This window comes from Arthrobacter jiangjiafuii (genome assembly GCF_018622995.1).
In the GTDB taxonomy this organism is placed as follows: Bacteria; Actinomycetota; Actinomycetes; order Actinomycetales; family Micrococcaceae; genus Arthrobacter_B; species Arthrobacter_B jiangjiafuii.
In genome coordinates this window covers 2728441-2740226 of the sequence record NZ_CP076022.1, presented here as the reverse complement: position 1 = coordinate 2740226, position 11786 = coordinate 2728441, and the positions used below count along the sequence as shown (strand labels likewise).

At 67.9% G+C, this 11786-nt stretch carries 12 protein-coding genes; 8 read left to right on the top strand and 4 right to left on the bottom strand.

Features of this window, described 5'->3' with window-relative positions; genetic code table 11:
• Window positions 1-414: 414 nt before the first annotated feature.
• Window positions 415-1122: a ferritin-like fold-containing protein gene (locus tag KKR91_RS12785; protein ID WP_210231176.1), complete on the top strand. Its 708-nt coding sequence runs from the start codon at window positions 415-417 to the stop codon at window positions 1120-1122.
• Between the two features lie 152 nt (window positions 1123-1274).
• Window positions 1275-2153: an SGNH/GDSL hydrolase family protein gene (locus KKR91_RS12780; protein ID WP_210231177.1), complete on the top strand. Its 879-nt coding sequence runs from the start codon at window positions 1275-1277 to the stop codon at window positions 2151-2153.
• On the opposite strand, the gene KKR91_RS12775 is transcribed toward KKR91_RS12780, so the two are convergent.
• The 3 genes from KKR91_RS12775 to KKR91_RS12765 all read right to left on the bottom strand — a co-directional run bounded on the left by KKR91_RS12775 (window position 2150) and on the right by KKR91_RS12765 (window position 3378).
• Window positions 2150-2452, bottom strand: a complete 303-nt coding sequence (locus tag KKR91_RS12775) for a hypothetical protein (RefSeq protein WP_210231178.1) — start codon at window positions 2450-2452, stop codon at window positions 2150-2152. The two genes, KKR91_RS12780 and KKR91_RS12775, sit on opposite strands and share 4 nt — an antisense overlap.
• Window positions 2453-2474: 22 nt before the next feature.
• The gene (locus tag KKR91_RS12770; RefSeq protein ID WP_210231179.1) at window positions 2475-2699 is read right to left on the bottom strand and encodes a DUF3107 domain-containing protein; all 225 of its coding nucleotides are present in this window, start codon (window positions 2697-2699) and stop codon (window positions 2475-2477) included.
• A 64-nt stretch (window positions 2700-2763) separates the two neighbouring features.
• On the bottom strand, window positions 2764-3378 hold the full coding sequence (locus KKR91_RS12765) for a TetR/AcrR family transcriptional regulator (protein WP_237687374.1): 615 nt from the start codon (window positions 3376-3378) through the stop codon (window positions 2764-2766).
• Between the two features lie 116 nt (window positions 3379-3494).
• Between KKR91_RS12765 and moeB the strand changes: the two genes are divergently transcribed.
• Window positions 3495-4679 carry a molybdopterin-synthase adenylyltransferase MoeB gene (moeB, locus tag KKR91_RS12760; protein ID WP_210231180.1) on the top strand — a complete coding sequence of 395 codons (1185 nt, stop codon included), beginning with the start codon at window positions 3495-3497 and terminating at the stop codon, window positions 4677-4679.
• 73 nt (window positions 4680-4752) lie between these two features.
• Here the strand turns inward: moeB and KKR91_RS12755 are convergent, their stop codons facing one another.
• Complete coding sequence (locus tag KKR91_RS12755) at window positions 4753-6093, bottom strand: glutamyl-tRNA reductase (RefSeq protein ID WP_210231181.1); 1341 nt, start codon at window positions 6091-6093, stop codon at window positions 4753-4755.
• A gap of 157 nt (window positions 6094-6250) precedes the next feature.
• Here KKR91_RS12755 and hemE point away from each other — a divergent pair, with 157 nt between their 5' ends.
• The 5 genes from hemE (at window position 6251) to hemC (ending at window position 11779) form a co-directional block, all read left to right on the top strand.
• Window positions 6251-7312: a uroporphyrinogen decarboxylase gene (hemE, locus tag KKR91_RS12750; protein WP_210231182.1), complete on the top strand. Its 1062-nt coding sequence runs from the start codon at window positions 6251-6253 to the stop codon at window positions 7310-7312.
• A 2-nt stretch (window positions 7313-7314) separates the two neighbouring features.
• On the top strand, window positions 7315-8826 hold the full coding sequence (gene hemG, locus KKR91_RS12745) for a protoporphyrinogen oxidase (protein WP_210231183.1): 1512 nt from the start codon (window positions 7315-7317) through the stop codon (window positions 8824-8826).
• A gap of 84 nt (window positions 8827-8910) precedes the next feature.
• Complete coding sequence (gene hemQ, locus KKR91_RS12740; protein WP_210231184.1) at window positions 8911-9630, top strand: hydrogen peroxide-dependent heme synthase; 720 nt, start codon at window positions 8911-8913, stop codon at window positions 9628-9630.
• A complete protein-coding gene (locus tag KKR91_RS12735) occupies window positions 9627-10823 on the top strand; it encodes a ferrochelatase (protein WP_210231185.1) in 1197 nt (398 codons plus the stop codon). Before hemQ ends, KKR91_RS12735 begins: the two co-directional genes overlap by 4 nt.
• The gene (gene hemC / locus KKR91_RS12730) at window positions 10823-11779 is read left to right on the top strand and encodes a hydroxymethylbilane synthase (RefSeq protein WP_210231186.1); all 957 of its coding nucleotides are present in this window, start codon (window positions 10823-10825) and stop codon (window positions 11777-11779) included. Before KKR91_RS12735 ends, hemC begins: the two co-directional genes overlap by 1 nt.
• The last annotated feature ends 7 nt before the right edge of the window (window positions 11780-11786 follow it).

The following is an 11786-nucleotide window of genomic DNA, read 5'->3' as shown; positions in this document are numbered from 1 at the left end:
TCATCGGCGGTGAGGTGACGGGAGTCGTCCACCTGGGAAAGTTCAGTGTTCAATTAAATACCGTTCAGTTAGGCATCGCGGCACCAGGCTCGACGAGTGGCTGTAACAGCCCATACCGGAGCGGATGGCGCGCGCATGATGCGTCCAGCGGAAGCCGATCGCGGGCTAACAACTGCAGGCCGGCCGCGGGGCATAGGGCCTTCGCCGGCGGCCGAAAATATCAAGATCGCGTAGGTATTGCGGGTCTGGGTCTATCAGACGACCGGGCATCCATTTACTACCACCCAAGTCTACCCGGTGGGTGCCGGTGCCATCGCATTGGTGCGCGCGGCGCGCGGGGCCGCTTGGGGACAAGGTGCCCCCCACCCCGGCCCGGTGCGGCCCTGACGCGGGGCCGAAGGTACGCTGGGGTCCATGACTGAGCGGACACCCACCGAGCCCCTTTCCCCTCTCGGCGCCGATTCCCCGGCCGATATTTACCGCCGCTTCCTTGCAGACCTCTTTGGCGTCATGGCCTATGGAGAGCTTTCGGCGTTTGAACGGATGTCCTCCGATGCCCGTTTTTCACCGACGCTGCATGACCGCACGGTGCTGGGCGCTCTGGCGGTGCGCGAGTACGAGCACTTTGAACGCGTGAGCGCCCATCTGCAGGAGCTGGGCCTGGACCCGGAGGAAGCCATGCGTCCATTCCAGCCCTCGGTGGATGCCTTCCACGACCGGACCAAGCCCGCTGACTGGTTCGAGTCGCTGATGAAGTTCTACGTCACCGATGCCATTTCGGATGACTTTTACCAGGCTGTCGCGGCCCGGCTCGACCCCGAAACAGCGTCACTGGTCCTGGGCCTGCAGGAAGCCGAGCCCACCGGCGGGGTGCTCGAGGCGCGGCTGCAGCAGGCCCTGGCCGATGACCCGCGGCTCGCGTCGCGGCTGGCCCTGTGGGGCCGCCGGCTGGTCGGCGAAGCACTGACCCAGGCCCAGCGGGTACTCCTGGAACGCGCCGTCCTGGGCGGGCTGCTTCAAGGCACGGTCCAGGGGATCTACGAAGACGAAGTCAAGATGCTCTTCGCCGCCCTGACCCGCAGCCACTCCCGGCGGATGAACCGGTTGGGACTTACCGCCTAAGCCGCGGCCGCGACACGCCCGCAGCCGAACCGGCAGGGCGCACACCGGTTGTACGCTGTGCTCGCCGGGCTGATCGCCGGCCGCAGCCGGAACGTAGTCCGCTGCGAAGAAACGGTGTCCGCCAGGGGCGGAACCTCGTGGGGGGTGCCTCTATGGTTTTCGTCAAGCAGCTGAAGGCAGGTTCTTCAGCGCTGCGGCGCGTTGCCCTGACACTGTGCGCCGGGATCCTGCTGGTGTCCGGCGCCGGCGTTGGCACCGGGGCCGAGCCGGCCTCGTGGGACCAGCCGCCGTCGTCCCAGGCCCCGGACCGAACTCCGGCCGGCACTGGCTGCCGCCAGGCGCTCGGCGGAATCGAGCGGTCCTCCCGGGTGTGTGCAGCGGTATCAGTACATGGGCACGGTTCCCTGATCCGGGTGCCGGGCCTGGAAAGGATGATGACGTATGACGCGGCGATCGCCCGCTCAGCTGTCGTCATCGGCGATTCACAGACGGGGCCGGATACGTGGGTGGACCGCGGACTCAAAGAACTGGGCTTCCGGACGGTCCTGCGGGGTGCGGGAGGCACGGGCTACACCGTGGGAAACGGCACAGTGGGCAGCTATTACACGGCCCTTGTCAAGGAGCAGTGGCTGCTGCCGTACGGAAACCCGAAGCTGGTGATCCTGCAAGGGGGCGGCAACGACGCCGGACGCGCAGCAGATTCCGAGATCGCCAAGGCCGCAGCCGGGCTGGTCCGGGAGATGCGCCGCACCTATCCGCACTCGAGGCTGGTGATGGTGGGGGTCATCTCCACCAAGAGAACATCCGCCGGAATCCGCCGCGCTGAGGTGGACCAGGTGCTGGCTGGCGTGGCGGCACAGGAAGGAGTGGAGTTTCTGAGCGTGGGGGACTGGTGGGACCGGTACTCGCTGAGACCGTTGCTGCAGCCTGACGGGCGGCACTTCACCGCCGCGGGACACCAGGCAGCCGGGACGGTCTTCGCCACGGAACTGGGGCGACTGCTTGAAGGCGCGGGCCCAGGCCCAGGCTAGAGACGCAGGATCGCTTCCAGCGCGGCGTCGTCTTCATCCCGTCTCCGGGGACCCACGATGAGGGCGGCAGCGACGGCTGCGACAGCACCGGCGAGGGGCGGCGCCGCCCACGTCAGCCAGAAAAGATCAGGGTCGGAACCGGTGCCGATCAGCTGCAGGACCAGCCACAGAAGCAGGCCGGCGGCCATGGCCAGGCCGGGGAGCAGGAAGATGCCGTAGCGCGAGCGGCGCTTGTCGATACCCCACACGATGAAGCCGGCTGCCAGCGAGGCAAGCGCGGACACAACCAGAGTGATCATCTTCCTGCCTTCCGGTGAGGGCCTAGAGCGCGCCGAAACCGACGCGGCGGACCTCTTCGGCTCCGATTTCCACGTAGCCGATGACGCCGGCCGGAACCAGGATCAACCGGCCCTTCTCGTCCTTCAGGCGCAGTTCCTTCGACCCGCTGATGGCTTCGGCCACCAGATCGGCAACGGCGTCGGCGTTCTGGTTCGACTCAAAGACAATCTCGCGGCCAACATTCTGAATACCGATTTTTACTTCCACCGTGAGGCCTCCTGTATTAATGAACGTATCCGGATGTAAGAACGGATCCGGTTCGAAATCTACTCTAGATCTCTTTCGGGAACCGACTGATTCCGCGCCAAGCTAAACGGTAGACAAGTTCGGACGCCGCATCGATGTCCAGGTCTCCGTCGGTCTCCAGCCAGTAGCGGGCACTCACCTGAGCCATTCCGGCCAGGGCCCGGCCCAGCAGGGTGGCCTCCAGAGGGGAGAGTTTGGTGTCTTCGGCAATCACCCCGGCAATATTGCTGGCGAACAAGGCATTGAACTCCTCGATCCGGGCACTGATCTCGACGTCGGACGTGAGGTCGGATTCAAACACCAGCCGGTGCCCCTGGCTGTCCTGGGCCACGAAGCGGAAATACGCGCGCATGGTTTCCCGCACCCGCAGCTTGTTGTCGGTGGTGGAGTTCAACGCGGTGGTGAGGAACTCCGTCAACGTCCCCAAGTGGTTCTCCAGCAGCGCCAGGTACAGCTCGCGCTTGCCGGGGAAATGCTGGTACAGGACCGGTTTGCTGACTTGGGCTGCTTCGGCAATGTCATCCATGGCCGCGCCGTGGAAACCGTTGCTGACAAAGACCTCCTGCGCGGCGCTCAGCAGTTGGCGGCGGCGTTCTTCCCGGGGTAGCCGGGTTGACTTGCCGGTTTGCTGGTTGCTCACGGGTATGGACCTCTCAACGTTCCCGGACAAGGCGCCCGGGCAATGTTGCCCAGTTTACCCGCGGGTAATAAAAGCGGCAGCTTCCGCGCCGGAAATGGGGCATTAGATTGGGACCTATGACTGAGGCCAACAGGACACTGCCACCACTGGTCGCCCCTGCCGCGGAACTGACCCGCGAGGAGACCCTGCGCTATTCACGGCACCTGATCATGGAGGAGTTCGGGCTCCCGGCCCAACTCCGGCTGAAGAATGCCCGCGTCCTGGTCATCGGAGCCGGCGGCCTGGGGTCGCCGGCGCTGCTCTATCTTGCCGCGGCGGGGGTGGGCACCCTGGGGATCCTCGACGACGACACGGTCGAGGGGTCCAACCTGCAGCGCCAGGTGATCCACGGTGTCTCGGACATTGGCGGTTCCAAGGCCGAGTCGGCCCGGCGCAGTGTCCTGGAACTGAACCCGCATGTGTCGGTGCAGCTGCATCCCGTGCGCCTGGACGCCTCCAATGCCCTGGAGATTTTCGCCGGCTACGACCTGGTGCTGGACGGCACCGACAACTTCGCCACCCGTTACCTCGTTAATGACGCCGCGGAAATCCTGGGCCTGCCCTATGTCTGGGGGTCCATCCTGCGGTTTGACGGCCAGGTAAGCGTGTTCTGGGGACGGCACGGCCCGACCTACCGCGACCTGTATCCGCAGGCCCCGCCGCCCGGCTCGGTTCCCTCCTGTGCCGAGGGCGGTGTGCTGGGCGTGTTGTGCGCACAGATTGGTGCGGTCATGGTCAATGAGGCCATCAAGCTGATCACCGGAACCGGGAGGACGCTGCTGGGCAGGGTCCTGGTGTTGAACGCCCTGGACATGGCCTGGCGGGAGATCCGGCTGCGGAAGGACCCCACAGCGCAGCCGGTCACCGGGTTGGCTGACTATGAGGCGTTCTGCGGACTGCCCGCAGCCGGCGCGCAGGGTGCCGACGCCGGCGTCCCCGAGATTGGTGTCCATGACTTGGCCCGGCTGCTGGCCGACCGCGCCGCCGGCGCCGGCGAGTTTGATCTGCTGGATGTCCGCGAGCCCGGGGAACACGCCGTGGTCCGGATCGATGGGTCGGTGCTGATGCCGCGGGGAAGCATCCTGTCGGGGGAGGCGGTGCCGGTGCGCGGACGAACGCTCTATATCCATTGCAAGTCCGGTGTCCGGTCAGCGGAAGTCGCGGGATTCCTTCGCGGCCAGGGCTATACCGACGTGTTCAACGTGGCCGGCGGCGTGGTGGAGTGGGTGCGGGAAATCGAACCGGCGAAACCCTTGTACTGAACGGAACGTACTGAACGGAACCTGTACCGGGGAACCCCGATACTGAGCCGGAAGTGTACTGGGCCGGGTCTGGCTAGGCGGACTCTGCTTCGTCTGAAGCAAGGTCGCCGTGTCCGGGGTGGCCGTGCTCCGGGGCGGCGGGGCGGTGGCGCTGGACCGGCCGGTCCGGTGTGATGCCGAAAAGCGCTTCGAGGCCCTTGATGTAGTCGTCCTGCTGGCCGCTGGCGGCCAGTTCACGGGCCCGGACGGTGGGCACGTGCAGCAGCTGCTTGACCATGCGGCGCATGGCGAACTCGACTTCGTCTGCAGCGCCGGTGCAGCCGTGCTGGGCGCGGACCTTTTCCAGTTCCGAATCCAGGACATTCAGGGTGTGGCGGCGCAGGGCCACGATCGCGGAGTCCATCTGCCGGCTGAGCTGCTGTTCGGAGAAGGCCTTGGCGGCGTCGGCGACGATCCCGCTGGCCTGCTTCAGGGACTCGGCCTGCTCGGCGGGTGCTGCGAGGCGGACCGATTCCAGGGTGATCAGGTCTACGCCGTCCACTTCCCGCACTGCGGGTTCAAAGTCATGGGTCAGGGCCAGGTCGATGATGATCAGCGGCTGGGTGGACTGTGCCCGCACCCGGCGGATGTCAGCGGCGCTGACCTGGCTGTCGCTGCCGCTGCAGCCGATGACGACGTCGGCTGCGGCCAGTACGGCGGGCAGGGAATCGCGGGTCAGGGGAGTGCCTCCGCGCGACGCAGTGAAGGATTCGGCGCGGTCAGAGGAGGAATAGACACTGATGTTGGCACAGCCGCGTTCCTTCAGCAGGGCCATGGTGGCGCCGGCGTAGGCGCCGGTTCCGAAGACGACAACTTCCTTGTTCCGCCAGTCGGTGTCCACGGAAAGGTCGGTGGCCAGCTCAAGGGCCACAGAGACAATGGACAGCCCCCGCTTGCCCAGCGCGGTCAGGGCGCCAACGTCCTTGGCTGTACGGGAGGCAGTCTGGAAAAGCCGGGTCAGGCCGCCGCTGGCGGTGCCTTTTTCCTGGGCTTCGATCAGCGCCCGCCGGACCTGGCCGGCAATTTCGCGTTCGCCCACGACGGCGGAGTCCAGCCCCGCGCCCACGGCAAACAGATGCTTGGCCACGGATTCGCCGGTATTGGTGGTGAAGGATCGGGACACCAGATCCTTGGCCAGGCCGGAGTGCCGTGCTATCTCCGCGACGACGGCGGAGCGGGCGGCTTCAATGTCCGCCTCCGACTTCGCCTCGCAGTAGACCTCGAACCGGTTGCACGTTGCCAGGACCACTGATCCGGACACCGCCGATCCGGTTTCAAGCAGGGAGGAGGAGACCTGGGAAGCGCCGGCGCTGAGGCGGGCAACAGTTTCCAGATCAACATCGGAATGGGTCGCAATAAGGGAAAGTAGAACCACAGTGCCTCAATAGTAGCCACCGCGGCTGTGTTCACCCCAATAGGGAGCCCTAACTCACATCACATTTGGGCGTGTTTCACCTCACTAGTGGAGCGCCTGGCCACGCTCTGGGCACGTTCGGTTATCCATTGGCGCCGATTTTGGAGAGAATCAGGGTATGACTCTTAGCGCCTCTCATCCGCTCATGGATGGCCGCACGGCCGATTCCCCCCTGATCACCGCCTACCGGGGTGGAACCCCGTCCCGCCGGCCGGTCTGGTTTATGCGCCAGGCCGGAAGGTCGCTGCCCGAATACCGCAAGCTCCGCGAGGGGACCGCGATGCTGGATTCCTGCCTGGACCCGGCCATGGCCTCCGAGATCACCCTGCAGCCGGTCCGCCGGCACGACGTCGACGCGGGGATCTTCTTCTCGGACATTGTGATCCCGCTGAAGCTGGCCGGCGTCGACGTGGACATCGTTCCCGGCGTCGGCCCCGTCCTCGGGACGCCGGTGCGGACTGCCGCCGACGTCGCCGCGCTGCCGGTGCTGACCGACGCGGCCCTGGAACCGATCCGCGAAGCCGTCCGCCTCACCGTGGCGGAACTGGGAAAGACGCCCCTGATCGGCTTCGCCGGAGCACCCTTCACCCTTGCCGCCTACATGGTGGAGGGCAAGCCCTCCCGCGACCACCTTGGCCCGCGCACCATGATGCATGCAGATCCTGATGCCTGGCAGGCACTGACCTCCTGGGCTGCCGATGCCTCGGGCATGTTCCTGCGCGCACAGCTCGAAGCGGGCGCCAGCGCCGGCCAGCTGTTCGATTCCTGGGCCGGATCGCTGGGACTGGATGACTACATCCGCCACGTTGCCCCTGCCTCCGCACGCGCCCTGGGCCATGTCCGGGATCTGCAGGCTCCGCTGGTGCACTTTGGCACCGGCACCTCCGAACTGCTGGTCGCCATGCGCGACGTCGGCGTGGACGTTGTAGGCGTCGACTACCGGCTGCCCCTGGATGAGGCCAACCGTCGGCTCGGCGGCAGCACCCCGCTGCAGGGCAACATCGACCCGGCCCTGCTGAATGCGCCCTGGCCGGTGCTCGAAGCCCATGTCCGCGACGTCCTCGCCGCCGGCGCAGGGGCCCCCGGCCACGTGGTGAACCTGGGCCACGGCGTCCCCCCGGACACCGACCCGGACGTCCTCACGCGGGTGGTCAAGCTCATCCACTCGGTGGAGCCGTAACCATGCCGCATCGCCCGGTCCTTCCCCATTTCGCCGCCGGACGCAAGCCCGCCCCAAGCGCGGACCCCACGGAAACCGCCGTCCCTGTCCGCACTGCGGTGGTCATCGGTGGCGGGATCTCCGGCCTGATCGCAGCCCGCGACCTGGCTCGCAGCGGGCTGTCCGTGACATTGCTGGAAGCCGGCCCGGAGCTCGGCGGCTGCGTGGGAACGCACCGCGTGGCCGGCCTGGCACTGGACAGCGGGGCTGAGTCCTTCGCGACCAGATCGCCGGCCGTTGCCGACCTGGTCGCCGAGCTGGGCCTGGCCGACGCCGTCGTCAGTCCCATCCCCGGCGGCGCCTGGCTGCAGCTTCCGGGCGAGGACGTTGCCGCTGCGGCCCAGCCGATGCCGCAGAGCGGGATGCTCGGGATCCCCGCGGATCTGCGCGGGCCCGAAATCGTCAAGGCAATCGGCCGTGCCGGGGCCGCCCGTGCCGCCCTGGACAAGGTGTTGCCGGTGGGCGGCCTGGCCCGCCGGGAAAGCGTCAGCCTGGGCGAGGTGGTCCGCGCCCGGATGGGTGAGGCGGTGCTGCGCCGGCTGGTGAGCCCGGTGGTCGGCGGCGTCTACTCCTCCGATCCGGATGTCCTCGATGTCGATTCCGTGGCGCCGGGACTGCGTGCCGCCCTGGCCAAGCACGGCTCACTGGCCGCCGCGGTGGGCTCCCTGCGCGCCGCCGCGCCCGCAGGGTCAGCTGTTGCCGGCCTGGCCGGCGGCATGGGGATGCTGAGCCGTGCCCTTGAAGAGGATCTGCTGGCCCGCGGCGTGAAGCTCGAAACCGGCACCGCCGTCGACGCCGTTGACCGCGCTGGCGACGGTTGGACCGTGAGCGCCTCCGGGCGGACCTTCAGCGCTGATGCGCTCGTCATGGCCACCGACGGCCCCGCCGCCGTGGACCTGCTGGCCGCCACTGTCCCGGAACTGGCGGCAGCCCGCCCGGGCCCCGGCCCCGGCGTCGCCCTGGTGACCCTGGTAGTGGACCAGCCGGACCTGGATGCCCATCCCCGTGGCACCGGAGTACTCGTGGCAGCGGAGGTCGACGCCGTCGACGCCAAAGCCCTGACCCACGCCACCGCCAAATGGCAGTGGCTGGCGGACTCCACCGGCCCCGGAACGCACGTGCTGCGCCTGTCGTACGGGCGGGCACTCTCGGCTGCCGCGGCGGCCGGCGATACCCGGCCCGGCCCGGTGGACCGGGAGGACGACGACCTCTTTGCCCAGGCGCTGGCCGACGCCTCCGTGCTGCTGCAGGTTCCCCTGGGCGTGGACGACGTCGTCGGCTGGGACGTGGTGCGCTGGGTGGGCGCACTACCCTCGGCCGCCGTCGGGCACCGGGACCGGGTGGCCTCGGTCCGCGCCGCGGTGGAGCAGGTTCCGGGCCTGGAAGTCGTCGGCGCCTGGCTGGCCGGCACCGGACTGGCCGCCGTCACCACCGATACCCGCGCCCGGATCCGGGGCCTGGTGGAGCAGCTGTAGGAAGCTGTGACATTTACCACTTTCTACAAGAAGTAGAAGTGGAGTATTTCGTCTAAGCCTGCCCGGAAGGGCAGACTGTTAATCATGAGTGAGCCCATGGGTCAGAGCACCGAAGCAACAGCCGCAAACGAAGAACAGTTCTTTACCCTCTGGACCGTTTTCAAGCGGTCCGCTGCGGGTGGAGCGGGCGCTACGGCGGCCGGATCCGAAGAGGATACCCGGGCCTTCGAGGCCCTCACCGCACAGCTGGCGGACCGGCACGTCACCCTGCGCGGGCTGTACGACGTCTCCGCGATGCGCGCCGACGCCGACATCATGGTGTGGCTGCACGGCGGCCGCGCCGAAGACCTGCAGTCCGCCATCCGCGACATCCGCCGCTCGGGCCTGTTCGCCGGCACCGAGATCGCCTGGTCCGCGATGGGCGTGCACCGCGATGCCGAGTTCTCCAAGAACCACTGGCCCTCCTACGCCCGCGGCATCGATCCCGAAGCCTGGATCTGCGTCTACCCGTTTGTCCGCTCCTACGAGTGGTACCTGCTGCCCGCCGAGGAACGCGGCAAGATGCTCCGCGACCACGGCATGCTCGGCCGCGAATTCCCCCAGGTCCTGGCCAACACCGTGGCCTCCTTCGCCCTGGGCGACTGGGAATGGATCCTGGGCCTGGAAGCCCCCAACCTGACTGACCTGGTGGACATGATGCGCCACCTGCGCTCCACCGAGGCGCGCAACCACGTCCGCGAGGAAATCCCCTTCTACACCGGCCGGCGTATTGCCGCCGCCGAAGTTGCCGAGGTACTGAAATGACAACCACCGCTCCCAACGAGTCCGCAGCGTTCGACCCCTTTGAGGGCGTTGACGAAAACGGCCGGATGGCACCGAAGCATTACGACGCCATCCTGCTGGCCTCCTTCGGCGGCCCCGAAGGCCAGGAAGACGTCATTCCCTTCCTGCGCAACGTCACCCGCGGCCGGGGCATCCCGGACGAGCGGCTTGAAGAAGTGGCCACGCACTACCGGGCCAATGGCGGCATCAGCCCCATCAACGAGCAGAACCGTGCACTGAAGGCTGCCCTCGAGGCCGAGCTGAAGCGCCGCGGCATCGACACTCCGGTGCTGTGGGGCAACCGCAACTGGGCGCCGTACATCAAGGACGTGCTGCAGGAGGCCTACGACACTGGCTACCGCCGGCTGCTGATGGTCACCACCAGCGTCTATTCCTCGTACTCCAGCTGCCGCCAGTACCGCGAAGACCTGGGCATGAACCTGCTCGCCACCGGGCTGGACAAGAAACTGCAGGTGGACAAGGTCCGGCAGTACTTCGACCATCCCGGCTTCGTGGAGCCTTTCGTTGAAGGCGTCCGCGATTCGCTGGCGAAGGTGCGCGAACAGCTCGCTGAGCGCGGTGACGACGAGGGCAAGATCGAGATCCTCTTCTCCACCCACTCCATTCCCACCGCCGACGCCGAGGCCTCCGGCCCGCGCGACCGTGAGTTCGAGGAGGGCAGCGCCTACGTGGCGCAGCACCTCGCCAACGCCCGGGCCATCATCGACCGCATCCCCGAGGCCGCAGGCCTGGACTGGCAGCTGGTCTACCAGTCCCGTTCCGGATCCCCGCACACCCCGTGGCTGGAACCCGACATCAACGACGCCATCGCAGAGCTGCCCGCCAAGGGCGTCAAGGGCGTGGTGATTGTCCCCCTGGGCTTCGTCAGCGACCACATGGAGGTCCTCTGGGACCTCGACACCGAAGCCATGGCCACCTGCACCGACCTGGGCCTGGCGGCACACCGCGCACCCACCCCCGGTATCCACGACACCTTTGTGGCCGGGCTGGTGGACCTGCTGACCGAGCGCACCGTTGAAAACAACATTTCCGACCGTCCGGCCGTGACCAAGCTGGGTCCCTGGTACGACGTCTGCCGCCCCGGCTGCTGCGCCAACCTGCGCGGCGAGAAGCCGACCATCGCCGGCGCCGATTCCACAGTGGGTGTGCAGTAGTGGCGCATTCGCCGGTGTTGATCGGTACCCGGGGCAGCGCCCTGGCCGTCACCCAGACCACCACGGTGGCCAACGCCCTCTCCGAGCTGGGCGGGTTCGAGGTTGACCTGGTCCGGGTCCGCACCGAAGGCGACATCAACCGCGCCGCGCTCTCGCAGATCGGCGGCACCGGCGTCTTCGTGGCGGCACTGCGCGATTCGCTGCTGCGCACGGACTGCGACGTGGCCGTTCACTCCCTGAAGGACCTGCCCACCGGGCCCGCCGAAGGACTGACCATTGGCGCTATTCCGGCCCGGGTGGATGTCCGGGACGCCCTCTGCGCCCGTGACGGGCTGACCCTGGCCCAGCTGCCGGCCGGAGCGCGCGTGGGCACCGGCTCCCCGCGCCGGGCCGCGCAGCTGCGTGCTGCCCGCCCCGACCTGGAGATCGTGGACATCCGCGGCAACGTCGACACCCGCCTGGGCCGCGTTGCCGGCCTGGTGGAGGGCGCCCCCGGCGACCTCGACGCCGTCGTCCTGGCCGCCGCAGGGCTGGCCCGCCTGGGCCGGCTGGGGATGGTCAGCGAATTCCTTGATCCCTCCGTTATGCTGCCCGCCCCCGGGCAGGGCGCCCTGGCCGTGGAATGCCGCACCGCCGACGCTGCCGAGGGTCCGCTCAGCCGGGCCCTGGCCGGCTATGACAACTACGCCTCCCGGCTGACGGTCACTGCCGAACGCTCGCTGCTGAACCGGCTGGAAGCCGGCTGCACAGCACCGATCGGCGCCCTGGGCTCGCTGACTGAATCCCGCCTGCACCTGGAAGCCGTGGTGTGCAGCGACGACGGCACGCAGGTCATGCGGCGCTCCGCCGCGACGGCCGAACTGGACGAAGACGGCGCACGCGCCCTGGGCGTGCGCCTCGCCGAGGACCTGCTCGCGGCCGGCGCGGCGTCCCTGACGGACCTGCCGGTGCGCTGATGCGTCT

Coding starts and splice junctions, on each gene's coding strand:
- hemE (WP_210231182.1), top strand. CDS start 6,251: ATGACTCTTAGCGCCTCTCATCCGCTCATGGATGGCCGCACGGCCGAT.
- KKR91_RS12785 (WP_210231176.1), top strand. CDS start 415: ATGACTGAGCGGACACCCACCGAGCCCCTTTCCCCTCTCGGCGCCGAT.
- KKR91_RS12780 (WP_210231177.1), top strand. CDS start 1,275: ATGGTTTTCGTCAAGCAGCTGAAGGCAGGTTCTTCAGCGCTGCGGCGC.
- KKR91_RS12775 (WP_210231178.1), bottom strand. CDS start 2,452: ATGATCACTCTGGTTGTGTCCGCGCTTGCCTCGCTGGCAGCCGGCTTC.
- hemQ (WP_210231184.1), top strand. CDS start 8,911: ATGAGTGAGCCCATGGGTCAGAGCACCGAAGCAACAGCCGCAAACGAA.
- moeB (WP_210231180.1), top strand. CDS start 3,495: ATGACTGAGGCCAACAGGACACTGCCACCACTGGTCGCCCCTGCCGCG.
- KKR91_RS12735 (WP_210231185.1), top strand. CDS start 9,627: ATGACAACCACCGCTCCCAACGAGTCCGCAGCGTTCGACCCCTTTGAG.
- hemG (WP_210231183.1), top strand. CDS start 7,315: ATGCCGCATCGCCCGGTCCTTCCCCATTTCGCCGCCGGACGCAAGCCC.